Here is a 25,049-nt window from a genome sequence, read left to right on the forward strand (position 1 = left end):
GCCTCTGGCCGGTTGCGCGGAGGCCGGAGTTCATCGCCTCCCTCCCCCCTGTGGAGAGGGAATGAGGGTGGGGGCATGCGATCTTGACGAACGACCACCTCTCCCAGCTCACCACCGCCGACTTCCCGCCCTTCCTGCCCGGCTCCGTCTGGCTGGTCGGCGCCGGCCCTGGTGGGCCGGGCCTTCTCACCCTGCTCGCTTTCCATGCCTTGGGGGAGGCCGATGTCATCGTCCACGACGCGCTCGTCTCGCCCGAAATCCTGAAACTCGCGCCAGATCATGTCGAGCGCATCCATGCCGGCAAGCGCGGCGGCAAGCCGTCACCCAGGCAGGCCGACATCACCATCCGCCTGATCGAGCTGGCGCGGCAGGGCAAGAAGGTGCTGCGCCTCAAGGGCGGCGAACCCTTCATGTTCGGCCGTGGTGGCGAGGAAGCAGGCGAGCTGTTCCGGTCGGGCATTCCGTTCCGCATCGTGCCGGGCATTTCCTCGGGGCTTGGCGGCCTCGCCTATGCGGGCCTCCCGGTCACCCATCGCGACACCAATCAGACGGTGCTCTTCCTCACCGGCCACGATGAAACCGGTGCCGTGCCCAGCGCCATCGATTGGCCCGCCGTTGCCGGCGCGGCGCAGGTCCTTGTGATGTTCATGGCCGTCAAGCACCTGCCCACCATCGCCGCCCGATTGCTGGCAGCCGGCCGGGGCCACGACGAGGCGCTGACCGTCGTGTCCAATGTCGCCCATCCGAGCCAGTCCGTGCTGGAAACCACCCTCGGCGCCGCCACCGCTCCCCTCGACGTGCCCACCCCCGCAATCGTCGTCCTCGGCCCCGTCGCCCGTTTCCGCGACCAGCTCGACTGGTATGTCGGGGAGGCCAGGAGGCATGTCTTTGGCTAGTCTTGTGCCGCCCCCACCCAACCTCCCCCTGATAGGGGGAGGATCCCATCGTGCGGGCAACAATTTTTGCGCAACACCGGTCCACCCCTCCCCCTATCAGGTGGAGGCCGGGTGGGGGTACTCTGGAGGAACGCCATGATTCCCCCCACCGGCTTCCTCATCGCCGCCCCACGCTCCGGCTCGGGCAAAACCACTGTTACCCTCGGTCTCCTTGCGGCCCTGCGTCGCCGGGGCCTGGTCGTCGCTCCCGCCAAGACCGGGCCCGACTATATCGACCCGGCCTTTCTCGGCCGCGCCGCCGGGCGCGAAGCCATCAATCTCGATCCGTGGGCCATGGATGCGGGACAGGTGAGGGCTCTTGCCGCCCAGCACGCCACCGGCGCCGATCACCTCATCGTCGAAGGCGTCATGGGGCTGTTCGATGCCGCCGCCGACGGGCAGGGCTCCACCGCCGACCTCGCCGAAACCCTTGGCCTGCCGGTGATTTTTGTCGTCGATGCCGACCGCCAGAGCCAGTCTGTCGCCGCGCTGGTGCACGGCTTTGCCCATTGGCGCCCCGGCGTGCGCATCGCCGGCCTCATCCTCAATCGCGTCGCCAGCGCCCGGCATGAGCGCATGCTGGTCGCGGCCCTCAAACCCACCGGTATTCCCCTGCTCGGCGCCATTCCGCGTCGCGACGAACTCATCGTGCCCGAACGTCATCTGGGTCTCGTCCTGCCCGGCGAGATGACGAGCTTCGAAACCTTCCTCGACACCGCAGCCGAAGCCGTCGCCGATTTCATCGATCTCGGCGCACTGATGACGCTCGCCGCGCCAGTCACCTCCGCCGACACCCTCCCCAAGGCCCTGCCGCCCCTCGGGCAGCGCATGTCCATCGCCCGCGACGCCGCCTTTGCCTTCCTCTACCCGCATCTGCTCGATGGCTGGCGCGCTGCCGGGGCGGAATTGTCCTTCTTCTCGCCGCTGGCCAACGAGGCGCCGTCGCTTGATGCCGATGCCGTCTTCCTGCCCGGCGGCTATCCAGAACTCCACGGCCCAGCCCTTGCAGCGGCCACCCAGTTCCATGCCGGCCTCCGCGCCGCCCGCGATCGCGATGCGCTGATCTATGGCGAGTGCGGGGGCTTCATGGTCCTGGGCGAGGCGCTGGTCGACAAATCCGGCGCTAGCCACGCCATGCCCGGCCTCCTGCCTGTGACTACGCGCATCGACCGCCCCAAGCGCGTCCTCGGCTATCGCCGTCTTCTGCATGAAAGCGCTCTGCCCTGGCCCGCCGGCCTCAACGGCCACGAATTCCACTATTCCTCGGCCAGGCAGACCGGCTTGCCACCGCTCTTCGAAGCCCTCGACGCCGAAGGCATCCGCCAATTGCCCATGGGCGCCCAACTCGGCCGCGTCATGGGCTCTTACGCCCATGTCATTGCGGGGGCCTAGGCCTTGGTGCCCATTTGACCTTGCAATGACCACCCCCATCGTCACCACCGGGCTTGTCCCGGTGGTCCATGCGATGCCATGACAAACTGGATTGCCCGGACAAGCCCGGCAATGACGATGAGTGGGGACATCTGCGTCACATGACCAAAGCCATCATGTTCATGAGCTTCGCGCCGTCCCGCAGGGCCAATCGCGCCGGTGGCGCGATTGGAGGCAAGAAGGCCATGAGCGCTATGCGCGAATGGCGGGGTGCTCCATGACCAAAGCCATCATGTTCATGGGCTTCGCGCCGTCCCGCAGGGCCAGTCGCGCCGGTGGCGCGATTGGAGGCAAGAAGGCCATGAGCGCTATGCGCGAATGGCGGGGTGCTCCATGACCAAAGCCATCATGTTCATGGGCACCGGCTCCGATGTCGGAAAGTCCCTCATCGTCGCCGGCCTCTGCCGGGCGCTGAGCAATCGCGGCCTGTCCGTCGCCCCCTTCAAGCCGCAGAACATGAGCAACAATGCCGCCGTCGCCGCTGATGGCGGCGAGATCGGCCGCGCCCAGGCGCTGCAGGCCCGCGCCGCCCGCCGCGATCCGATCACTGCGATGAACCCGGTGCTGCTGAAACCCGAGGGCGAAACCGGTTCGCAGGTCGTGGTCCGCGGCCAGCGCCGCGCCAGCCTTTCGGCCCGCCAGTATTGGGCCGACCGCGCCCAACTGCTGCCCGAAGTGCTCGCTGCCTTCCATGAATTGGCGGCCACCGCCGATGTCATCCTCGTCGAGGGCGCCGGCAGCGCTTCCGAGGTCAATCTGCGCAAGGGCGACATCGCCAATTTCGGCTTTGCCCGCGCCGCCAATGTCCCGGTCGTGCTCATTGGTGACATACACCGCGGCGGCGTCATCGCCTCCCTGGTCGGCACCATGGCAGTAATCGATCCCGCCGACGCCGCACTGGTTCGCGCCAGTCTCGTCAACCGCTTCTTCGGTGATCCGGCGCTCTTCGCCTCCGGAAAAACCTTCCTCGAAACCCGCATGGGCATGCCCTGCATGGGCCCCGTGCCGCACTTCGCCGATGCCGCAAAACTCCCGGCCGAGGACGCCCTGGCGCTGGAGGATTTTGCGGCGGGGCAGGGCGCCTTCCACATTGCCGTGCCGCGCCTGCCGCGCATCGCCAATTTCGACGATCTCGATCCCCTGCGTGCCGAACCCGGTGTTCGGCTGACGCTGGTGCAACCGGGCGAAGCCATTCCCCGCAATGCCGATCTCGTCCTGCTCCCCGGCTCCAAGGCCACCCGCGCCGACCTTGCGGCCCTGCGCGCCAATGGCTGGGATATCGATATATCGGCCCATCACCGCGCCGGTGGCCGCGTCCTCGGCATCTGCGGCGGCTACCAGATGCTGGGCAAAACCATCTCCGATCCCGACGGCGTCGAGGGCGCTTCCGGAACCAGCCTCGGTCTCGGCCTGATCGATGTCGACACTGTCCTCGCCCCCACAAAGCAACTGCGCCTCGAAACCGCTACCCACCTCGCCTCGGGCGAAGCGCTCAGCGGCTATCACATGCATATGGGCGTCACCTCTGGCCCCGACACGGCCCGCCCCTTCGCCAAGGTCGGCGACGCCCCGGAAGGCGCCATCAGTGCCAATGGCCGCGTCATCGGCACCTATCTCCACGGCCTTTTCTCCGCCGATGGCTTCCGTCGCGCCTTTCTCGGCAGTGCCGCCAGCCCCGATCTCGCCTTCGAGGCCGGGATCGAACTTGCATTGGATGGCTTGGCGAACCATCTCGAAGCCCATATCGATATCGACCGCCTGCTCGGCCTCGCTCATACGCTGGAGACCTGACCCGTGGACCCGCTGATTTCTCCCCTGGCCCTCGCCGTCGAACGACAGGTCGGGTACCCGCAAAGGCTCGTGGATACCATCGGCCATCCGGTCATGTGGTTCGGCAAGCTGATCAGCTTCTGCGAAACCCGCCTCAACACGCCCGATCGCAGCGCCGACCAGCGGCGTCTGGCAGGCATGGTCGCCCTCGGCCTGCTGCTGCTCGCCGTGCTGGTCGTGACGGTGGGCATTCGTACCGTCCTGTCATGGGTGCCGCTGGGCTGGCTCGTGGAAATGCTGCTGGCCACCGCCTTTCTCGCGCAGAAGGAACTGAGCCGCGCTGTCACTGCGGTGGCTGATGCGCTGCGGGAATCTCTCGCTGCTGGCCGCGAAGCGGTGAGCCACGTGGTCGGACGTGACCCGCAGACGCTCGATCAAGCCGGCGTCGCCCGCGCCGCCATCGAAACCCTGGCGGAAAGCACGTCCGACGGTGTCGTTGCGCCGTGGTTCTTCCTGCTTCTCTTCGGCCTCCCCGGAATCGCGCTCTACAAGGCCGTCAACACCGCCGACAGCATGATCGGTCATAGGGATCACCGCTATCGCGACTATGGCTGGTCGGCGGCAAAACTCGATGATGTGCTCAACTGGATCCCGGCACGCCTCAGCGCCGTGCTCATAACTGCCGCCTGCTTCTTCGTGCCCGGTGCCAGCCCCGGCAAGGCTTGGGCCACAGCCCGCCGCGATGCGCCCAAGCATGATTCGCCCAATGCCGGCTGGCCCGAAGCGTCCTTTGCCGGCGCGCTCAATTTCCGCCTCGGCGGCCCGCGCTCCTACGATGGAGAATTGGTCGATCTGCCATCCTTCGGGGACGGCAAGCCCGGCCTTGGCCCCAGTGACATCATGCTGTCCGTGCTGCTCTATCGCCGCACGCTCAACGTCCTCCTGGCCCTCAGCGTCTTCATCGCTTTGGTGATGCTGGTGAGCTAGATAAGCCAATTCGGGCACGGCGCTGCCAATCCCCACCGCACCGCCCTCGGGCTTGACCCGAGGGCCACTCGCCACGACAGCGCAGGCCGTAAAAGGCCCTCGGATCAAGTCCGAGGGCGGCACAGAGTGTGTTTCGATGTCACGCCAGACCGATCCCGAGCCTCAACTCACCATGCCCGGCTGCTCGCCCTTCATGGTCAGCGGCAGCCCGGCAGCGACGAAATAGACATCGTCGCAAATCTCGGCCAGCCGCTGATGCGCGGAGCCGGCAAGGTCGCGAAACGTGCGGGCCATGGCATTGTCGGGCACGATGCCCAGCCCCACCTCGTTGCTGACCAGAATCACCTTGGCGGCCTTGAATTCGACCAGGGTGGCGCACAACTCGCTCACCGCGGTCGCAACATCCTCATTGGCGATCAGCAGATTGGTGATCCACAGGGTCAGGCAATCGACCAGGATGGCGTCATGATCGGCACCCGCCTTGATAATGGCCTGGGGCAGGTCCGTTGGTTCCTCAATCGTGGTGAAGCGACCGCCGCGGCTGGCCTGATGGCTGCGCACCCGGTCACGCATTTCCTCGTCGAGCATATTGGCCGTGGCGAGATAGGCCGGGCGCGCGCCGCTCCGCAAGGTCAGCCTCTCGGCAAAGCCCGTCTTGCCTGAGCGTGCGCCGCCCAGAACCAGACAATGTCGTGTCATGGTGCATTTCCTTTATCGGTCGCGCCGCTGCCCGCCCTCATGCCCCCAGCTTGGTCTCAAACGGGGCCGTGGGGCAAGCCGTTCCACCTCTTTGCCCCCGATGCATGCAAGCGATGCAAAAGCTGCGCTTGGCCCTGCATTTTCTTGGGCCTACTACTTTCGTCTTAGCGCCTTTCGCATTATGGTCCGCGCCGAAATGACCCCCTAGTCTGGGATGCGCCGCAGGGTCCCCTGCCGTTTCCATCCCTTCCATCGACGGAGTTGCCTTTCGTGCCGCGATATTACCTTGGCGTTGATGGTGGTGGCACCAATTGCCGCGTGCGCCTGGCCAACGAGAATCTCGAAACGCTGGCAGAGGTCAAGAACGGCCGCTCCAATCTGCAGATCGACGGCGGCGACCCCGCCTACAAGGCGATCACCGATGGCGCGCGCGACGTGTTCAGGGCCGCCGGCGTGGATTTTGCCGAGGCTGGCAATACCTATGCCTGCTTCGGCATGGCCGGTGGACGCATGGATTCGGCCCGCGCCGAGTTCGCAGCGCGCGACTGGCCGTTTGCCGGCGTGAAAGTCTATGACGATATCGACATTGCCCATGCCGGCGCCCTGGGCGGCGGTGAAGGTGGCGTGGTCATCATCGGCACCGGCTCGGCCGCCATGTCCATTGTCGGCGGCACGCGCTACCAGGCCGGTGGCTGGGGCTTCCATATCGGCGACCAGATGAGTGGCGCCATCCTCGGCCGCGAGCTGGCCCGCTACACGGTCGAGGCCGAAGACGGGCTTGTCGAAGGCTCGCCCCTCACCAGGGCCGTGGCCAAGGCGCTGGGCGGCGACAACCAGGGCATCATGACCTGGTCCTTCGCCACGGAAATGGACCTGAAACTTCTCAGCGACGACGGCAGCGAGGGCTGCGACGACGCCCTGATCGGCCGCGCCCCGGGCGAATATGGCAAGCTCATGCCGCTCTGGTTCGACTATCTCGAACAGAACGATCCGGTGGCGCTCAAGCTCCTCGACATCCAGCTGGGCTATATCGACACCTATGTGCGCTGGTTCAAATCGCACGGCGCCGCGGTCATGGCCATTGTCGGCGGGCTGGGGCAACGCCTCTATCCGCGCCTGCAGCAGCATTACGGCGATTTCGTCGCCCTGCCCAAATTCGAACCCCTGCACGGCGCGGTCATCCTCGCCCGTCAGAATTTCGCGTCAAACTAAGGGACCCCGCTCGTGTCCAGCCGTATCATTCCCGTCCAGCCCTTCGACTATGTGGTGTTTGGCGCCACCGGTGATCTGACCAAGCGCAAGCTGATCCCGGCGCTCTATCACCGCTTCAAGGATGGCCAGTTCGACGAGCAGAGCCGCATCATCGGTGCCTCCCGCTCCAAGCTCTCCGAGGCTGATTTCCAGAATTCGGTGGGCGAGGCGATCACCCAGTTCGTCGAAAAGGAATATCAGGACGAGGCCACCATCGCGCGCTTCGTCAAGATCTGCACCTATGTGCCGGTCGATGCGTCCAAGCCCGATGAGTCTGGCGATCTGGGCAAGGCCCTGCGCGACGATCCCAAGGTTGTCCGAGCCTTCTACCTGGCCGTGGCGCCCGATCTGTTCGAGCCCATCGCCGAATATCTCGAAACCAAGAAGCTCTATCGTCGCGACGCCCGCGTCGTCATCGAGAAGCCGCTTGGCCACGACCTCGCCTCGTCCATCGAGATCAATGACGGCGTCGCCAAGATATTCAAGGAAGATCAGGTTTACCGCATCGACCACTATCTCGGCAAAGAGACGGTGCAGAACCTTCTGGCCCTGCGCTTTGCCAATACGCTGTTCGAGCCCATCTGGAATTCGGCCCATATCGATCACGTGCAGCTGACCGTGGCCGAAAGCGTCGGTGCCGGCACCCGGGGCTATTATGACGAGAGCGGCGCCCTCAGGGACATGATCCAGAACCACATGCTGCAGCTGCTCTGCCTTGTGGCCATGGAGCCGCCAGCCAGCGACGACGCCAATGCCCTGCGCGACGAGAAGCTCAAGGTGCTGCGCGCCCTCCGCCCCATCACCAATGGCGAAGTGGCCAAGGAAACCGTGCGCGGCCAGTATCGCGGCGTCAAGTCCGAGACGGCCGCGGTGGCGAGCTACCAGGATGAACTGCCCGAGGACAAGAAGGGCAGCCGCACCGAGACCTTCGTGGCTTTGAAGGCCCATATCGACAACTGGCGCTGGGCCGGCGTGCCCTTCTACCTGCGCACCGGCAAGCGCATGGCAGAGCGCGTGTCGGAAATCTGCATCCAGTTCAAGCCTATTCCGCATTCGATCTTCGATCACGCCGAAGGCGCGCCCAAGGCCAACAAGCTCATCATCCGCCTGCAGCCCGACGAGGGCGTCAAGCTCATGATGATGATCAAGGATCCCGGTCCCGGCGGCATGCGCCTGCGCGAAGTGCCGCTCAACCTCTCCTTCGCCGAAACCTTCTCCGAGCGCACGCCCGAAGCCTATGAACGCCTGCTGCTCGACGTGATACGCGGCAACCAGACCCTCTTCATGCGCCGCGACGAACTCGAGGCCGCCTGGCGCTGGGTCGATCCGATCCGCGACGCCTGGGACCGCGCCTCCGAACCGCCCCAGACCTACACCGCCGGCACCTGGGGTCCCTCCGGCGCCGTCGCCCTCATCGAACGCGACGGCCGCACCTGGTACGAGGGCAGCAATACGTGATGGACGACATGCACACAACGGCGCCGGTGGTACCCCCACCCAGCCTGCCCCTGACAGGGGGAGGGGCGCAACTGTGGTGCACAACGTTCGCCGCCCACTCGATCAATCCCTCCCCCTCCTTCAGGGGGAGGCTAGGTGGGGGTTCCTGCCCGCCGTACCATAGCTGGAAGTCCACGCCATGACCCTCGACCGCCGCAGCTTTGCCGACAAGCCGACCCTCGCCAGGGAACTCGCCGAGGCCGTTGCCGAGCGCATCAATGCCGCCATTGCCGAGCGCGGTTCGGCGTCCATTGCCGTCAGCGGCGGGTCGACCCCGGGCAAGTTCTTCGCCGCTTTGGGCAAGACCAGGTCCATCGACTGGGAAAAAGTCGTGGTCACCCTCGTCGACGAACGCTGGGTGGACGAGACCAATGACCGCTCCAACGCGCTGCTGGTCAATGAGAAGATGCTGCAGGGCCCGGCCGCCGTGGCCCGCTTCTTTCCGCTCTATTCCGGCGGCGACGAACCGACGGCCGAAGCCGTCGCCAGGACCAATGCACTCATGGCCGACCTGCCGCAGCCTTTCGCTGCCGTTATTCTCGGCATGGGCAATGATGGGCATACGGCCTCGTTCTTCCCCGGTGGCGACACGCTTGCCGCGGCGCTCAGCGATCCGGGTCCGACGCTCGCCATCCGCGCCCCCGGCGCGGGCGAGCCGCGCATAACCTTCACCCTGCCGCGCCTGCTTGAAACCGATGGCCTTTACCTTCACATCGAAGGCGACGAAAAGGCCAATGTGCTCGATGCGGCGCTGGGCGAGGGTCCGGTCGAGGACATGCCCATTCGTGCCGTGCTGCGCTCGGGCGCGCCGGTCACAGTTTACTGGTGCCCATAAAGCCCCTGGTTCGGTCCCCAATCGACCGAACTGGCCGCTGACTGGCACCTATATCGATGCAAGGTCTCCGCGCCAGCGGCCCCCCTTTGGCGCGCCCTTGCTCTAGCATTGGAGACTGCCATGACCGTCCGCCAGGCCATACAGGACGTGACCGACCGCATTGCTGCGCGCAGCCGCGACACGCGCCGGGACTATCTCAACCGCATCGATGCCGCGCGCGAGGCGGGCGTCTATCGTGCGGCCCTCTCCTGCGGCAACCTGGCCCACGGCTTTGCCGCCTGTTCCCCTTCGGAGAAGGCGGCCATTGCCGGCAACAAGGCGCTCAATCTCGGCATCGTCACCAGCTACAATGACATGCTGAGCGCCCATCAGCCCTACCAGTTCTATCCTGACATCATCAAGGAAGCGGCTCGCGAGATCGGCGCCACGGCGCAGGTGGCGGGCGGTGTGCCGGCCATGTGCGACGGCGTCACCCAGGGCCAGCCGGGCATGGATCTGAGCCTGTTCAGTCGTGACGTCATCGCCATGTCGACGGCCATTGCCCTCAGCCACAACATGTTCGATGCCGCCGTCTATCTCGGCATCTGCGACAAGATCGTCCCCGGCCTCGTCATCGGCGCCCTCGCCTTCGGGCATCTCCCCGCGGTCTTCATCCCGGCAGGGCCCATGCCCTCGGGCATCCCCAATGACGAAAAGTCCAAAGTTCGCCAGCTCTATGCCGAGGGCAAGGTCGGCCGTGCGGAACTGCTCGAAGCCGAAAGCAAGTCCTATCACTCGGCCGGGACCTGCACCTTCTATGGCACCGCCAATTCCAACCAGATGCTCATGGAAATCATGGGCCTGCACCTGCCCGGCGCCAGCTTCGTCAATCCCGGCACGCCCCTGCGCGATGCGCTGACCCGCGAGGCCACCCGTCGCGCGCTCTCGCTCACCAGCCTTGGCAACAATTATACGCCGATCGGCCATATCCTTGACGAGAAAGCCTTCGTCAACGGCCTCGTAGGCCTGCATGCCACCGGTGGCTCGACCAACCACACCATGCATCTCATCGCCATGGCCGCGGCTGCCGGCATCCAGATCACCTGGGATGACATGAGCGACCTTTCCGACGCCACCCCGCTCCTGGCCCGCGTCTATCCCAATGGCGTCGCCGACGTGAACCATTTCCACGCCGCCGGCGGCATGGGCTACCTGATCAAGGAGCTGCTGGCTGGCGGTTACCTGCATGAGGATGTCAAGACCGTCTGGGGCACGGGTCTGTCTGGCTACACCGTCGAGGCCAAGCTCGGCGAAGAGGGCGGGCTCGCCTTCGAGCCCTCGCCCGAGGAAAGCGCGCTGCCCAAGGTTCTTACGGGCATCAAGGAACCCTTCCAGCAGACGGGTGGTCTCAAGCTTCTTTCCGGTAATCTCGGCCGCTCGGTCATCAAGGTCTCTGCCGTCAAGGAAGAGCACCGCGTCGTCGAGGCGCGTGCCCGCGTCTTCCACGGCCAGGAAGGGCTGCAGCGCGCCTTCAAGGCCGGCGAACTCGATGGCGACATGATCGCCGTGGTCCGCTTCTCCGGCCCCAAGGCACTCGGCATGCCCGAGCTGCACAACCTCACGCCGCCGCTCACCGTCCTTCAGAACCGTGGCTTCAAGGTGGCTCTGGTCACCGACGGGCGCATGTCCGGCGCTTCGGGCAAGGTCCCGGCGGCCATCCACATGACCCCGGAAGCCGTCGATGGCGGTCCCATCAGCAAGATCCGCGACGGTGATCTCATCCGCCTCGACGCCAATGAGGGCACGCTGACCTTCCTGGGCGACGAGAAGGAATTCTTCTCCCGCACCCCCGCCACCGAAGACCTGCGTTCCCAGCATTTCGGCATGGGCCGCGAACTCTTCGAAGGCTTCCGCCACCTCGTCGGCGTCGCCGACAAGGGCGCGAGTGTGTTTGGCTAGAGAACCCGTTCCCAAACAGTTCCGCCCTCGGGCCTGACCCGAGGGCCACCCAGCTCACCACGAAACTGTCGAACTCTCCGTCATTGCCCGGCTTGACCGGGCAATCCATCTTTCTTCCCGCCTCTAGCTCGTCACCCCGATATACCGCGCCCTCGGCCTGATCAGCGCCCCGGTCTCGATCTGCTCCAGCGCGTGAGCGATCCAGCCCACTGACCGGGCCAGCGCGAAAATCTGCAGCGGCGCGTCGTCGGGCAGGTCATAGGCCGCCGTCAGCGCCGACAGCGCGAAGTCGATATTGGGCTTCTCCCCGCTGAGGCGCTCTCCCGCTTCGGCCAGCTCCGCAAACACCGGTGGCAAGGTGAACGCCGCCATCAGCGCCCCGGCGCGTATGTCGCCATCCGGATAGAGCCGATGCCCGAAACAGGGCAGGGCGCTGCCCTGCCGCAGATGCGCGCCGATGGCTGCGGCCACGCCCTGTCGCCGCGCAGCCTCCACCAGACCGACGATACTCTGGCTGGCCGTCCCATGCAGCGGTCCGCTGAGCGCGGCGAGCCCCGCCAGCACCGCTGCCGAAAGCGGCGCGCCCGTGGACGCCGTCACCCGCGCCGCAAAGGTCGAGGCATTGAGCTCGTGTTCCGCCAGCAGCACCAGCGCCCGCCGGATCGGGTCGGCCGCCTCGGGCCGCCCCCATTGCCGCGCCAGCCGTTCATGCACCGGCATCGTGCCGGGTGCCGCCAGGGCCCCGGCGAGAAACGACACGGTCCGCGCGGCATCCACCAGCAGAATGGAGCGATTGCGGCCGGCGGCCGGCATGTCCGTCGCCGCCAGTTCCGCCACCGCTCGATAAGCCGCCGCCATGCCGGGCGTCAGGGCGCGGGCGCGGCCTGCAAAGTCGATCTCCCCTGGCGATCCCCAGAGCAGCCGCGCCACGGCCCCGAGCGTCGCCGTCTCGGCCAGCGCCACCGCATCCTGCCCGCGATACAGCAGCCGTCCGTCCACCACCGTGGCAATGCTGGTCTCCAGCACCGGCTCGCCCCAGGCGATGCTCTCCGCCGCCACCGTGCGCGCCGGCCGCCGTCCCTGTTGCCGTCCCGCCAGGCGCTCCACGTCGTCCTGTCGATAGAGGCTCTTGCGCGGATCATCCGGGTCCGGCCGCGCGGTGATCCGTCCGCGGCTGACATTGGCGTAGAGCGTTTGCGGCTTGGTCCCCAGCCGGGCCAGCGCTTCCTCTGATGTCAGCCAGCTCATCCCTGCCTCGCATTGATCAATTGCATCAAGATTGACGTCAATCTTGATTAGCTGAAACCTAAAGCGTTTCCAGCAAAAGTGGCAACGGTTTTGTGGTTCGGAAACGCGACGAAAGAAGTCAAACAAGCAGGAGAACACCATGTCCGGTCTCGACAATGTCATTGCCGCCGAAACCCGCCTCAGCGAAGTCGATGGCGAGCACGGCCGTCTGGTCATCTGCGGCCACAGCCTCGATTCCCTGGCCGATCAGGTCAGCTACGAGGGCGTCCTGGCCCTGCTCCTGCCCGACCTCCTGTCATCCGACGCCGATGCCATCCGTGCTGACCTTGCTGACGCCCGCCAGCGCGTCGCTCGCGAATTGTCGCATCTCGACGCCAGTCTGCTCGATCTGTCGATCACCGAAGCGCTCCGCGCTCTCATGGCGCGCCTGCCCGATGGCGAGGATCGCGACGCGGCGCTGTTGCAGATCGCCGCGCCGGCCGTCTTCGTCCCGGCCCTGATCCGCGCCCGGGCCGGGCAGCAGCCCCTCGCCCCCAATCCCGCCCACGGCCACGCCGAAGACATGCTGTTCATGCTCTCTGACGCCGCGCCCACGCACGAAGCCATTCGCGCCCTCGATACCTATCTCGTCACCGTCTCCGATCACGGCCTCAATGCCTCGACCTTCACCGCCCGCGTGGTCGCCTCCACCCGCGCCGGCTATGCATCATCGGTGATTGCGGCCCTCGGCGCGCTCAAGGGACCGCTGCATGGCGGCGCCCCCGGCCCGGTGCTCGACATGCTCGATGCCATCGGCGTGCCCGACAATGCCGCCCGCTGGATCGGCGCCGAACTGGCCCGCGGCGAGCGGCTGATGGGCTTTGGCCACCGCATCTATCGCGTCCGCGATCCGCGCGCCGATGCCCTGAAATCCGCCCTCGGCCGCCTCGGTGCATCAGGCGGCATGAATGCGCAGCGTCTCGCCCTGGCCGAGGCCATCGAACGCGACGCGCTCGTGGCCCTGCGCGCCGCCAAGCCCGACCGCGTGCTCGAAACCAATGTCGAATATTTCACCGCGCTGCTGCTCGAAGCCCTCGGTTTCCCCCGCGACGCCTTTACCGGCGTCTTCGCGGCCGGGCGCGTCGGCGGCTGGGTCGCCCATGCCCATGAGCAGATCGAAACCGGCCGCCTGATCCGCCCCCAGAGCCGCTATGTCGGCCCGAAGGCGGCGGCATGACGCAAGTGCCGAACGCGCACCCTGGAAGCTCTGCTCGGTGCCCGGATATAGGCGGAGCCGCATACCGGTCCGGGCAGGGGCGCTAAAGCAGACAGCGCCCCCTGATCAGGGTCAGGTCGGCACTGGCGGGGAACGTGCTTATCTGAGGGGACGGCACCGGAGAATCCCGTGTCTCTGCATCGGACAGGCGATCCCGAGCCTGTCCGGCCAGGCCTTCGCTATCGGTGCACACATTGCCCGGTGCGTCATCAGGCGCCGCAAGTAAACCGGACGACATGGCCGGGAAGATGGAAAGTAAAAGGCAAACGAATACGACGACTGTCCTACGCATATGTTCCCCCTATGTTCACAAGAACAAAAGCACAACAAATATGCGTGGTCAATGGAGGTTTAACCCTTACTTAACCTCTTGCGAGGCCTCACGGCGGAGCCACGTCCCGATCTGGTCGGCGTCCTCAGTGCCCAGTTCATGTGCGCCCGGCACGATCGCCACCGTCACCTCGGCCCCGGCCGCCCGCAAGGCCTCGGCCAGCCTTTCGCCCTCACTGCGGAAGGCATCCGCCTCGCCCAGCACCACCAGCACGGCACTGCCTGTCAGGTCCAGTCCGGGCGCCGCATCGAGCACCATGGCCGGTCGCAGCAAGATGGCGCGCTGCACCATGCCAGGATGCAGCAGCATGGCCGCGGCCAATAGGTTTGCCCCGTTCGAATAGCCCAGGCCCACCAGTTGCCCGGTCCCGATCCGATAGGCGCTACGCACTTCCTCGAAGAAGGCCTCCAGCGCTCCCGATTCGAACCTGATGTCCTTCTGGTCGAAAATCGCCGGTCCGAAACTGCGGAACCAGCGTCGCGTCCCGGTTTCGGTGCTGCGCCCCCTGATGCCGAGCAGTGTCGCCTGCGGCGCGGCCTTGTGAGCCAGCGGCATCAGGTCCATTTCATCGCCGCCGGTCCCATGCAGCAGCGCCAATACACTGCCGTCTGGCGTCTCGGGCGTGAAAAAGCGATGCGCGTAGATGAGGTCGCGATAGACCACCCGCTCTTCGCCCGGCAACCCGAATTGCGGCAGCATCACCTTGAGCGCTTCGGCGTCCGGCGTGTCGGGCGGCATGAACAGCCGTGTGCCGAGGCTTTCCAGCGGCTCGTCCAGGGTGAATCCGGGTCCGTCGCTGGCCATTTCGATCAGGGTGCCGCCCGGTTCGCGCACATAGAGCGAGGTGAAATAGTTCCGGTCATGCAGATTGGTGAGGCTCGAATTGCGCTGCCGCAGGATGGTTTCCACCCGGCGCACTTCATCGCCATCCACGGCCCGCAGCGCCACGTGATCGGCAGTCCCGGTGCCCGGTGCGCCCGGCCAGAACCCTCCGGCATCCCTGACATCGAGCACGTCCCCGCTGTCAGAAGCCAGCCGCTTGATCGGCCCCTCGCTCATGACGAGGGCAAAGCCGAAATGCCGGGTCAGGAAGTCCACCGTCTCCTCCTGCACTTCGCTCAACAGCGTCACCCCGCGAATGCGGCGGATCCGGTGCTGGAGTGGAATGTCGCTCTCGGGCATGGGGAGATCAGGCAGTGCCGCTCCCACCAGCTTGATCACCACCCCATCGGGATCGCGCAACCGCAGCACGGTCTCGCCCAGTTCCTGCCCGGTGCCCTCGACCTTGACCTGATGGCTCAGCGCCCGTTCCAGCCAGTAGCCGATGGATCCCGGCGTAATGGCCAGCGCCACTTCGCTTACCTGCCCAGCCCCGGCCTGTCCCGAAGATCCGCCCTGCCACACGAGAAAGGTGATCAGCGATCCGGGCGTCGCGTCATGGTCGCCGTAAAACAGGTGCAGCTGCCGCGCATCCTCATAGCCGCCCGTGCGCTTGACCAGCCGCAGCCCCAGAAAGCCGACATAGAAATCGACATTGGCCTGCACGTCGCGCGTGATCAGGGTGACGTGATGAATGCCTGACGTCATGAGACTGTTTCCTCAATTTGTGGATGCAGACACCCCACCCTTGGTCCCTTCCCACAAGGGGGAGGGAGACGATGAGCACTGGCATCGCGGTCTTTCGCCTCCCTCCCCTTGATGGGGAGGGAATGAGGGCGGGGTAACGTCGCAGGCGCGGTGCCTACTCTCACCGGCTCCGCCCGAACAACCGCTCGATATCGCCCTTCTTGAGCTCCACATAGGTGGGCCGCCCATGGATGCATTGCCCGGAATGCGGCGTCGCCTCCATGTCGCGCAACAGCGCGTTCATCTCGTCGACGCGCAGCCGTCGCCCGGATCGCACCGAGCCGTGGCAGGCCATGCGCCCGATGATCGCTTCCATCCGCTCGGTCAGCGCGGCGGCACTGTCCCATTCGGCAAGGCCATCGGCGAGGTCCCGCACGAGGCCCGAAATATCGCTATTGCCCAGCAAAGCCGGCGTCTCGCGCACCGCCACGGCGCGCGGCCCGAAGCGGTCGAGATAGAGCCCGAAGCGCTCCAGCTCCGGCGCTGCGTCTTCCAGCCGCGCGCAGTCTTCTTCTGGCAGTTCCACGATCACGGGGATCAGTTGCGCCTGGCTCGCCACCGGGCCCGACGCCAGTTGCGCCTTGAACCGCTCATAGACCAGCCGCTCATGCGCCGCATGCTGGTCCACCAGCAAGAGGCCATCGCCATTCTGCGCGATGATGTAATTGTCGAACATCTGCGCCCGCGCCGTCCCCAGTGGATAGTCCACCGGTTCGGCCGCGGGCTCGAACCGCTCCACCCGTCCGCTGGGCTCGGTAAAGCCCATCAGCCGCCCCGGCGATCGGTCGAGATTGAGCGGCGCGCGGTCGCTGGCAAAGCTCAGGCGCTGCGGCGCGTATCCGCCCCCACCGGGAGCTACCGGGGCAGGGGAAGCCGGCTCGGCCATTTCCGGCGCTGAAAAGGCCCCCAGGATATCCTCGGCCACGCTGGTCGAAGCCTTGAACCCGGCCGCCGCCAGCGCGAGGCCAATGGCCTTGATGACCGCCCCGCGCACCGCGCCCTGATCGCGAAACCGCAGTTCCGCCTTGGCCGGATGCACGTTGACGTCCACCTCGGCCGGGTCGATGGCGATATAGAGCGACACGACCGGAAAGCGGTCGCGGAATACATAGTCGGCATAGGCGGCGCGCACCGCGCCCACCAGCACCTTGTCCCGCACCGAGCGGCCATTGACGAAGTAGAACTGGCTGAGCGAATTGGCCCGCGTATAGGTCGGCAGCCCCGCCATGCCGGCCACCACAATGCCATGTCGCGCCGTGGCGAGGGTCACGGCATTGTCGACGAAGTCGCTGCCCATCACCTGGCCCAGTCGCGCTCCCAGCGCCCCTTCGCCCGAAACGGCAGGCCAGTTGGAAGCCGTGCGGTCGCTGCCCTCGAGCACGAAGTGGATTTCCGGATTGGCCATGGCCAAGCGCTTGATCACATCGGTGATGGCAGCGGCTTCCGAGCGTGCACTTTTGAGAAATTTCCGCCGCGCCGGCACCTGTGCAAAGAGATCGCGCACCTCGATAACCGTGCCTCGGTTCATCGCCTGCGGCACGGGTCCGCTGCGCCGACCATTGTCGACGACGATGACGAGGCCGCTTTCCGCCTCCGCCCGGCGCGAGGCTACCGATAGCCGCGCCACCGAGCCAATGGATGCCAGCGCCTCGCCGCGAAAGCCCAGCGTTCGGATATCGTCGAGATCGTCGACCGTGAGTTTTGATGTCGCGTGCCGCTCGACACTCAGCATCAGGTCGTCCCGGTCCATGCCGTGCCCGTCATCGGCAATGCGGATCAGGTCCATGCCGCCATTGGCCGTGGTCACGGTGATCCGGCGCGCCCCGGCATCGATGGAATTCTCCACCAGTTCCTTGACCACGCTCGACGGGCGCTCCACCACCTCGCCGGCGGCAATGCGATTGATCAGGTCTTCGGGTAGCTGGCGGATAGGCAAGGGCGATTCTCCTTGGCCCCAATATAGGCCAGCCTGCGCGCCATTCCGACCCGCATCGGCGGATGTACCCAGGCCAGCGTCTTCCCCCCGTCCGGTGAGAAGTGTATCGCGTCAGTGGCCGAGCACTTTCTCGATTGCCCCCGGCTGGTCATGCACGGCCAGCTTGTCCATGATCGTGGCGCTGGCATCGTTCATGCCGATCAGCTCCACCGCCGCGCCGGCGCGTCGGAACTTGAGCACCGCCACGTCCACCGCATTGACGCCGGTCAAATCCCAGATGTGGGCGTCGGTCACATCGATGGTGACCTTGGCCGGCACCGCGCTGAAATCCATGGCGGCGAGAAAATCCTCGGCTGAGGCAAAGAACAATTGCCCCTCGATCCGGTAATGCCGTTCCGACCCGTCGGGGCTGAGCGTCGAAGTGACACGGAAGATCTGCGCCACCTTCCAGGCAAAGAAGATGCCCGATAGCAGCACGCCGACACCGACGCCCAGCGCCAGGTTATGCGTGCCGACCACGGTGACGACAGTGGCCAGCATGACCAAGCTCGAGCGGCGCGGATGATGCCGCAGATCGGCAAACGAGCCCCAGTTGAACGTGCCGATCGACACCATGATCATGATGGCGACCAGCGCCGGCATGGGAATGAGCCCTACCCATTCGCCCAGTACCATCAGCAGGAACAGAAGGAAGGCGCCAGCGACAAAGGTCGAGAGCCTTGTGCGCCCACCTGATTTCACATTGATCACCGACTGGCCAATCATGGCGCAGCCCGCCATGCCGCCGAACAGGCCACTGGCAATATTGGCAATGCCCTGGCCCACGGATTCGCGGTTCTTGTCGCTATTGGTGTCGGTCATCTGGTCGACGATGGAGGCGGTGAGCAGGCTTTCGAGCAGGCCCACGGCCGCCACCCCCAGCGAATAGGGCAGAATGATCAGCAGTGTTTCGAGTGACAGCGGCACATTGGGCAAAAGCAGCATGGGCAGCGCGTCGGGCAATTCGCCCAGATCGGCAACGGTGCGGACATCGGCTTGGATGGTCAGCGCAACGGCGGTCAGCACCAGGATGCACACCAGCGGCGAGGGAATGGCGCGGGTCACGCGCGGGAACACGTAGATGATGGCGAGCCCCAGCGCGATCATCGCATAGGTCTGCCAGCCGACATTGGTCAGCTCCGGCAGTTGCGCCATGAAGATCAGGATGGCCAGCGCGTTGACGAAGCCGGTCATTACCGATTTCGAGATGAACCGCATGACATAGCCGACACGCAGCCAGCCGGCGGCAATCTGGATCAGGCCCGCCAGGATGGTGGCTGCCAGCAGGTATTGCAGCCCGTGGTCGCGAACCAGGCTCCCCATCAGCACCGCTGTGGCCGCCGTGGCGGCCGAAATCATGGCCGGGCGTCCGCCGGCAAAGGAGATGACGATGGCAATAACCACCGAGGCATAGAGCCCGACGCGCGGGTCGACGCCCGCGATGATGGAAAAACCGATGGCCTCAGGAATGAGGGCGAGCGCAACGACGATGCCGGACAGCACGTCGCCACGAATATTGGAAAGCCAGTCGCGGCGGAAATTCGTAAAAGTGGTCATGAAGGGTCCAGACGGCTGAAGCCGCTCAAAAGCGGGCTTGGCGTGTTAAGCGGAAAGCTTGCTGGATTGTCCGGCGGATCGGCGGCCGGAAGAGCCACCCGGAATTGCACCGGGTCCAAGGCGATTGATTTTTGATCGCACATTGTCTCTTCACCTGCAAGCCGGGCGAGGCTGCCCTCCCTGGCGTTTGCGACAAATGGCGCCCCACCTTGTCGAGCATTGACCCATCACGCCATCCGGGTTCTCCTAAGCAGCATGACCGTCACGCATCCCCGCGCATCTCAGGATTGGGCCCATTGGGCCAATACCCTATGGGAGGCGGTGACTCGTTTTCTCTCCCCGCCGGGCCTCCTGGTCGGCTCGATCTTCTTTGCCCTGTCGCTGACGCCATCGCTGCTGCCGCGCACCGAAATCGTGCAGGGCGTGCTCTCGGGCTGCTGCTTTGCCGTGGGCTATGGGCTGGGCAATCTGGTCCACTGGCTGTGGAACTATCTCGGCCTGCGCGTGCCGCCCGGCCGCATCACCAGGGCACTGGGCATGCTGGCGGCGCTCATCTGCCTCGGCATCGTTCTGGTGGCCCTCTGGAATTCCAACGCCTGGCAGAATTCCGTCCGCTCGGTCATGGGCATGGCGCCCGTCGACAAGAGCCAGCCGCTGACGATTGCGGCCATGGCTTTTCTCGTGGCGACCGGTCTCATCTTTCTGGGCTATCTGCTGGTCGTGCTGGTTCGCCTCGTCTGGCGCTGGCTCACGCCGCATATGCCGCGCCGCGCCGCCTTTGTTTTGGCCACCACGCTGGTGATCCTCGTCGTCAGCATTCTGGTCAACAATCTGTTCCTGCGCGCTGCCCTGCGCGCCGCCGACAATTTTTATCAACGGCTCGATGCGCTGGTCTCCTCAGAAGCGGAGCCGCCTGCCCACTGGTACCAGACCGGCAGCGACCAATCGCTGATCGACTGGAACACGATTGGCCGGGATTCACGCATCTACGTCGAAAGCGGGCCCGATGCCGCTGCCATCACCGCCAAGACCGGCAAGCCCGCCATGCAGCCGCTACGCACCTATGTGGGTCTGCGCTCAGCCACCACGCCCCAGAAGCGGGCCAACCTTGCCCTGGCCGAACTGGTGCGCATCGGCGCTTTCGAGCGCTCGGTTCTGGTGCTGATTACACCTGTCGGCACCGGCTGGATCGATCGCCGGGCCGTCGATACGCTCGAATATCTGCACCACGGAGATGTCGCCAGCGTCGCCGTGCAATATTCCTATCTCTCGAGCGTTCTCTCGCTCTTCATCGAGCCTGATGTCGGCACCGAGACCGCCCAGGCCCTGTTCAACACCGTCTATGCCTACTGGACGCAATTGCCCCATGACGCGCGGCCGCGGCTTTATCTCTACGGCCTCAGTCTTGGCGCGCTGGCCTCGCAGAATTCCACCACCGTCTATGACGTGCTGGCCGACCCTTTCCATGGCGCGCTTTGGGCCGGCCCGCCCTTTTCCAGCCAGGTCTGGAGCCGCATGACCGAAGGCCGTCAGCCCGGCACGCCCTATTGGCTGCCGCGCTTCGGCAATTCCTCCGCGGTCCGCTTCATGAACCAGTCGGGCGCCAAGGGCTGGGAGGGTCTGGCCTGGGGGCCGATGCGCATCGTCTTCCTGCAATATGCCAGCGATCCCATCGTGTTCTTCTCCTTCGATGCCGATCTCAGGCGTCCCGAATGGCTGCGCTCGCCGCGCGGGCCCGATGTGTCCCCGGCGCTCTACTGGTATCCGGTCATTACCTTCCTGCAGCTGGCGGTGGATGCGGCGCTGGCGCAGACCCCGCCTGTGGGATACGGACATGTCTATGCCACGTCCGACTATATCGATGCCTGGGTCGAGGTGACCCAGCCGCCGGGCTGGACGCCCGCTTCGATCGAGGCCCTGAAGCGCTCCATCGACCCCAGTGACTATGCCCCGTGACGCCACCATGATCCCTGAAACCACCGACAAGCCCATGGATCTGGCCCTTGCTCTGGCCGAAGAGGCCGCAGCCATGGGCGAGGCCCCGGTGGGCGCTGTCATCATGGAAGGGGCCCGTGTGCTGGCCGCCGAGGCCAATCGCATGCAGGCCCTGCGCGACCCCACCGCCCATGCCGAGCTGCTGGCCATGCGCCGGGCGCTGGAGGTGCGCGGCACCGGCCGTCTCGATGGCTGCGATCTCTATGTAACCCTCGAACCCTGCGCCATGTGCGCCGGGGCCATCGCCCATACCCGCCTGCGCCGGGTCTACTTCGCTGCCGAGGACATCAAGGCCGGAGCCGTCGAAAACGGCATCCGCCTCTTCGACCAGCCTACCTGCCACCATCGTCCGGAAGTCATCGGCGGCCTCTCCGCCGCCCGCGCCGAGGTCATGCTCGTGGAGTTCTTCCGGAAGCTGCGGGACTAGCGCGTTTCCATCAAACACCCACGGTGCCGTCCTCGGGCTTGACCCGAGGACCACTCGAAATACGCACAGTCTGCCCGTTGGGCATGGCCCTAGGGTCAAGCCCGAGGGTGGCCCCGTGCGCAGGCAGGCAATCAGCTCAGAAGGTCCGCTGCCCCGCCCGTATCACGACCGCTGATAAGCCGCTCTGATATACGCAGCCACGCGCTCGGCATCCACGCTTGCCGGGTCGGTGAATTTCAGGTGCCGGCGAAACTGCCCATCGCCCTCGAGCAGGCCATCGTCGAATTCCGCCCCGCGCGCAAACTCCAGCGAAACATGCTTGGCGTGGCTATAGATGCCGCAGACCGGCTTGGTGCGGATATAATGCAGCCCGCCATACTTGACGCTCTCGGTGGCCTCGGGCGCATTTTCGCGCACCAGGGCCCGCAGCGCCACGACCACCGCATGATTGCTGGGCCTGCTCACGCCGATGTCTTCAAGCAGTCTGGCAATCGCATCCACGCTCATCGCTGGCCTCCGGGTTCAACCGTTTCCAGCCCCTTCTACGAGCCTGAGCGCCAAACGTCGACCATGCATCATGTATAAGATATTTGACATCAGGTTAGAAATAATCCATATGATGCCTATCAATCTCTACATGGAGTGCGCGATATGACCATGCGTGAGAAAGTGGCCTGGATCTCCACGCTGACCTCTGTGGTCATTTTCGGCTGGTATTTTCAAAGCGTCTGGGCGGACTTCGCCGCCGCCAGGCTCGATGGCGACGCGCTGTTCTGGCGGTTTATCTGGTGCATGGGCATCGCCATCGCCATCATGCTGCCGGCATCCCTGTTGGCCGCCCGGCTCGGCAGGCAGGAGTTTGATCCGCCGCCCGACGAACTCGAAACCCGCATCGAGGCCGTGTCCAACCGCGTCGGCCTTGCCGTCCTCGAAGTGGCGGTTGTCGGCGTGGTGCTGCTGAGCAAGTCCATGACCGACATTGCCCGTGCCGACTTCCCCGCCGATCCGGCCGGTGCGACTGCGATCATGCTGGTCAACCTGCTGCTTCTGGTCACGGCCAGCGCCGCAGTGCTGCGCGAAATCATCGTCATCATTCAGTACCGGCGGTACGCCTGATGCCCCCGCCGCCGCCCATCACCAACACCATCCGCCGCCTTCGTTTCGACCATGGCGAGATGACCCAGCAGCAGCTGGCCGACGCCATCGGCATGACGAGGCAGACGGTCGCTGCCATCGAGCAGAACAAATATTCGCCCTCCCTCGAAGCCGCCTTCCGCATTGCCGAAGTCTTCGGCGTCGAGATTGGCGACGTCTTCCAGTGGAAGGCCGAGCAGAAGCAAGGCTAGGAGAAACGCCATGAACGCCTGGTTTGTCCGCCGCTATGGCGGCCCCGAAGTGCTGCGCCTCGAAGACGCGCCGATCCCCACGCCGAAGCCGGGGGAAGTTCTGGTCCGCGTCCATGCCACCACGGTCAATTCCGGCGATGTGCGCATTCGCGGCTGCGATTTCCCGCCCGGCATGAAGCTGCTCGGCCGCCTCGCTCTGGGCTGGAATGCACCGCGCCAGCCGGTGCTTGGCACCGAATTGTCAGGTGTCGTCGAAGCCGTGGGCGAGGGCGTGACCCGCTTTGGCCGGGGCGACGCCATCTATGCCTTTGTCGGTATGCGGCAGGGCGCCCATGCCCGGTTTGTCTGCCTCCCGCAGACTGCCGCCATCGTCCATTTGCCGCAGGGCCTCGATTTCCACGAGGCGGCAAGCCTGTCTTTCGGCGGCACCACGGCGCTGCATTATTTGCGAAAGGCCGGTCTCAAGCGCGGCGAGAGCGTCCTGGTGCTTGGCGCCTCCGGTGCCGTCGGCATGGCGCTGGTCCAGCTCGCCCACCATCAGGGCGCCTTCGTGTCCGCCACCACCAGCACCGGCAACATCCCGCTCGTGGCGAGTCTCGGTTCGGTGGATGTGATCGACTACACGCAAAAGGACCCTTCGACCCTGCATGAGCGGTTCGACATTGTCGCCGATACGGTCGGCGCCATGGATTTTGCCACCGCGCAGCGTCTTCTCAACCCCGATGGCCGCTACCTTGCCATTGCAGGGGCCATGAAGGAAATGCTCGCAAGCCTGCGCCCCGGACCGGACGGCAAGCGGATGATTGCCGGTCCGGCCGCCGAAAACGCCGATGATGTGGCTGAGCTCGGGCGCCTCGCCGCCGCTGGTCACTACCGCCCTCACATCGACCGGGTCTATCCCTTCGCCGAAATGCCCGCCGCCCACGCCTATGTCGACAGCAAGCGCAAGCGTGGCAGCGTCGTCATCGCGGTGGCGGAATAGTCCCCGATCTTACCGTCAGGCACCCACCATGATTGAAGCTCACCCGGGATTGCTGTCCACAACCGGTATGCGATCCTGGATATAGGCCTCGATCTTGCTCTCCAGCATCCACTTGAAGCGGTCCTTCTCCGCTTCGGCATGGGTGATGATTTCGCGCACCCGCCAGAACTCCATCGCCCCGAAATGGGCGACGCGCGGCCGGATATAGATATCGGGCGGATAGGCCGCCATCATATGCGCTGTCAGCGAATGCATCATGATCTGGGCCGAGCCGAACCAGATGTCGATGGCCTTGTGGTCGGTCTTGGTGAGGTTGGCCGAGGGGTCGCCTGCCACGTCGATGCCGATCAGGAAGTCGGTGTCGATATCGGCCTGGTCGAGCGGCAGCGGATTGACCACGCCGCCATCCACCAGCAGGTGATTGTTATAGACCACCGGCTTGAAGAAGCTCGGAATGGCCAGCGATCCGGCAATGGCCGGGCGCAGCAGGCCCGAATTGAACACCACCTGGTGCCAGGATTGGAAATCGGTCGCTACCACATAGAGCGGCACCTTGAGATCCTTGAATTCGCTGGGAAAGTCCGGCGGCGCGAAGGCGTCGACAATGCTCGATGCGTCCAGCTGCACGGAGATGCCGTTGCGCAGCAGTCCGCCGATCCCGCGGATTTGCGTGGCCCACAGCTTTGCGGCAATGGTCCTCAGCGTGCCCAGCACTTCGATGGAATGCTCGCGCAATTCCTTGCCGCTCATGCCGGCGGCCCAGCCCGAGCCGATCAGGGCGCCAATCGAGGTGCCTGATATCACCGAGGGCTTGAGGCCAAGCTCGTCCATGGCCTCGATATAGGGAATATGCGTCAGCCCCCTCGCCGAGCCGCCGCCCAGTGCCACGCCGATCCGCGGTCCGCTGGTCGTGTTCATCATGCCACGCTCCGCACCTTTCATGCGCAGCTTGTCCGCCAGCGCC

21 protein-coding genes and 1 other annotated feature are annotated in these 25,049 nt (G+C 65.4%); of the genes, 14 read left to right on the plus strand and 7 right to left on the minus strand.

What is annotated here, in order from left to right; all coding sequences use genetic code 11:
* Positions 1 to 83 precede the first annotated feature (83 nt).
* The 4 genes from cobA to cbiB all read left to right on the plus strand — a co-directional run bounded on the left by cobA (position 84) and on the right by cbiB (position 5,123).
* Positions 84 to 896: a uroporphyrinogen-III C-methyltransferase gene (gene cobA, locus MQW79_RS16960; protein ID WP_476585639.1), complete on the plus strand. Its 813-nt coding sequence runs from the start codon at positions 84 to 86 to the stop codon at positions 894 to 896.
* A 135-nt stretch (positions 897 to 1,031) separates the two neighbouring features.
* Positions 1,032 to 2,327, plus strand: a complete 1,296-nt coding sequence (locus MQW79_RS16965; RefSeq protein ID WP_476585640.1) for a cobyrinate a,c-diamide synthase — start codon at positions 1,032 to 1,034, stop codon at positions 2,325 to 2,327.
* Between the two features lie 372 nt (positions 2,328 to 2,699).
* Complete coding sequence (locus MQW79_RS16970; protein ID WP_476585641.1) at positions 2,700 to 4,157, plus strand: cobyric acid synthase; 1,458 nt, start codon at positions 2,700 to 2,702, stop codon at positions 4,155 to 4,157.
* Between the two features lie 3 nt (positions 4,158 to 4,160).
* Positions 4,161 to 5,123 carry an adenosylcobinamide-phosphate synthase CbiB gene (gene cbiB, locus MQW79_RS16975; RefSeq protein ID WP_476585642.1) on the plus strand — a complete coding sequence of 321 codons (963 nt, stop codon included), beginning with the start codon at positions 4,161 to 4,163 and terminating at the stop codon, positions 5,121 to 5,123.
* Between the two features lie 162 nt (positions 5,124 to 5,285).
* Here cbiB and cobU read toward each other — a convergent pair whose 3' ends face one another.
* Complete coding sequence (gene cobU / locus MQW79_RS16980; RefSeq protein WP_476585643.1) at positions 5,286 to 5,822, minus strand: bifunctional adenosylcobinamide kinase/adenosylcobinamide-phosphate guanylyltransferase; 537 nt, start codon at positions 5,820 to 5,822, stop codon at positions 5,286 to 5,288.
* A gap of 270 nt (positions 5,823 to 6,092) precedes the next feature.
* On the opposite strand from cobU, the gene MQW79_RS16985 reads away from it, so the two are divergent.
* From MQW79_RS16985 to edd, 4 genes are all read left to right on the plus strand, one after another.
* Positions 6,093 to 7,034 carry a glucosamine kinase nucleotide-binding domain-containing protein gene (locus MQW79_RS16985; protein ID WP_476585644.1) on the plus strand — a complete coding sequence of 314 codons (942 nt, stop codon included), beginning with the start codon at positions 6,093 to 6,095 and terminating at the stop codon, positions 7,032 to 7,034.
* A 12-nt stretch (positions 7,035 to 7,046) separates the two neighbouring features.
* The gene (gene zwf, locus MQW79_RS16990; protein WP_476585645.1) at positions 7,047 to 8,531 is read left to right on the plus strand and encodes a glucose-6-phosphate dehydrogenase; all 1,485 of its coding nucleotides are present in this window, start codon (positions 7,047 to 7,049) and stop codon (positions 8,529 to 8,531) included.
* 178 nt (positions 8,532 to 8,709) lie between these two features.
* The gene (gene pgl / locus MQW79_RS16995; RefSeq protein ID WP_476585646.1) at positions 8,710 to 9,405 is read left to right on the plus strand and encodes a 6-phosphogluconolactonase; all 696 of its coding nucleotides are present in this window, start codon (positions 8,710 to 8,712) and stop codon (positions 9,403 to 9,405) included.
* 120 nt (positions 9,406 to 9,525) lie between these two features.
* A complete protein-coding gene (gene edd / locus MQW79_RS17000; protein WP_476585647.1) occupies positions 9,526 to 11,343 on the plus strand; it encodes a phosphogluconate dehydratase in 1,818 nt (605 codons plus the stop codon).
* 123 nt (positions 11,344 to 11,466) lie between these two features.
* On the opposite strand, the gene MQW79_RS17005 is transcribed toward edd, so the two are convergent.
* Positions 11,467 to 12,591, minus strand: coding sequence for a citrate synthase (locus MQW79_RS17005; RefSeq protein ID WP_476585648.1), 1,125 nt, complete (start codon positions 12,589 to 12,591; stop codon positions 11,467 to 11,469).
* A gap of 139 nt (positions 12,592 to 12,730) precedes the next feature.
* Between MQW79_RS17005 and MQW79_RS17010 the strand changes: the two genes are divergently transcribed.
* Positions 12,731 to 13,807, plus strand: a complete 1,077-nt coding sequence (locus MQW79_RS17010; protein WP_476585649.1) for a citrate synthase/methylcitrate synthase — start codon at positions 12,731 to 12,733, stop codon at positions 13,805 to 13,807.
* A gap of 397 nt (positions 13,808 to 14,204) precedes the next feature.
* On the opposite strand, the gene MQW79_RS17015 is transcribed toward MQW79_RS17010, so the two are convergent.
* From MQW79_RS17015 to MQW79_RS17025, 3 genes are all read right to left on the minus strand, one after another.
* A complete protein-coding gene (locus MQW79_RS17015; protein WP_476585650.1) occupies positions 14,205 to 15,764 on the minus strand; it encodes a VOC family protein in 1,560 nt (519 codons plus the stop codon).
* Positions 15,765 to 15,924: 160 nt separating this feature from the next.
* Positions 15,925 to 17,739, minus strand: coding sequence for a DNA mismatch repair endonuclease MutL (gene mutL, locus MQW79_RS17020; protein ID WP_476585651.1), 1,815 nt, complete (start codon positions 17,737 to 17,739; stop codon positions 15,925 to 15,927).
* Positions 17,740 to 17,850: 111 nt separating this feature from the next.
* Positions 17,851 to 19,335 (minus strand): SulP family inorganic anion transporter, encoded by a 1,485-nt coding sequence (locus MQW79_RS17025; RefSeq protein ID WP_476585652.1) that lies wholly within the window; start codon positions 19,333 to 19,335, stop codon positions 17,851 to 17,853.
* Between the two features lie 64 nt (positions 19,336 to 19,399).
* Positions 19,400 to 19,455 (minus strand) — a sequence feature (sul1 is cis-regulatory element that is thought to sense ions involved in sulfur or methionine metabolism; They are found in Alphaproteobacteria).
* A gap of 201 nt (positions 19,456 to 19,656) precedes the next feature.
* On the opposite strand from MQW79_RS17025, the gene MQW79_RS17030 reads away from it, so the two are divergent.
* Both MQW79_RS17030 and MQW79_RS17035 read left to right on the plus strand, forming a co-directional pair.
* Positions 19,657 to 21,291 (plus strand): alpha/beta hydrolase, encoded by a 1,635-nt coding sequence (locus MQW79_RS17030; protein WP_476585653.1) that lies wholly within the window; start codon positions 19,657 to 19,659, stop codon positions 21,289 to 21,291.
* Between the two features lie 7 nt (positions 21,292 to 21,298).
* Positions 21,299 to 21,757 (plus strand): nucleoside deaminase, encoded by a 459-nt coding sequence (locus tag MQW79_RS17035; protein WP_476585654.1) that lies wholly within the window; start codon positions 21,299 to 21,301, stop codon positions 21,755 to 21,757.
* A 162-nt stretch (positions 21,758 to 21,919) separates the two neighbouring features.
* On the opposite strand, the gene MQW79_RS17040 is transcribed toward MQW79_RS17035, so the two are convergent.
* Positions 21,920 to 22,264 (minus strand): DUF1801 domain-containing protein, encoded by a 345-nt coding sequence (locus tag MQW79_RS17040; RefSeq protein WP_476585655.1) that lies wholly within the window; start codon positions 22,262 to 22,264, stop codon positions 21,920 to 21,922.
* Between the two features lie 144 nt (positions 22,265 to 22,408).
* Between MQW79_RS17040 and MQW79_RS17045 the strand changes: the two genes are divergently transcribed.
* Genes MQW79_RS17045 through MQW79_RS17055 form a run of 3 tightly spaced genes read left to right on the plus strand, consistent with a single transcriptional unit; the run spans position 22,409 to position 24,085 of the window.
* A complete protein-coding gene (locus tag MQW79_RS17045) occupies positions 22,409 to 22,873 on the plus strand; it encodes a hypothetical protein (protein ID WP_476585656.1) in 465 nt (154 codons plus the stop codon).
* On the plus strand, positions 22,873 to 23,103 hold the full coding sequence (locus MQW79_RS17050) for a helix-turn-helix transcriptional regulator (protein ID WP_476585657.1): 231 nt from the start codon (positions 22,873 to 22,875) through the stop codon (positions 23,101 to 23,103). The genes MQW79_RS17045 and MQW79_RS17050 overlap by 1 nt, the downstream gene beginning before the upstream one ends.
* A gap of 10 nt (positions 23,104 to 23,113) precedes the next feature.
* Entirely contained in the window at positions 23,114 to 24,085 is a 972-nt protein-coding gene (locus tag MQW79_RS17055) for an NAD(P)-dependent alcohol dehydrogenase (RefSeq protein ID WP_476585658.1), read from the plus strand.
* Positions 24,086 to 24,124: 39 nt separating this feature from the next.
* Here the strand turns inward: MQW79_RS17055 and MQW79_RS17060 are convergent, their stop codons facing one another.
* Positions 24,125 to 25,006 carry a patatin-like phospholipase family protein gene (locus tag MQW79_RS17060; RefSeq protein WP_476585659.1) on the minus strand — a complete coding sequence of 294 codons (882 nt, stop codon included), beginning with the start codon at positions 25,004 to 25,006 and terminating at the stop codon, positions 24,125 to 24,127.
* Positions 25,007 to 25,049: the final 43 nt, after the last annotated feature.

Source organism: Devosia sp. Micro-HW1 (genome assembly GCF_056341075.1).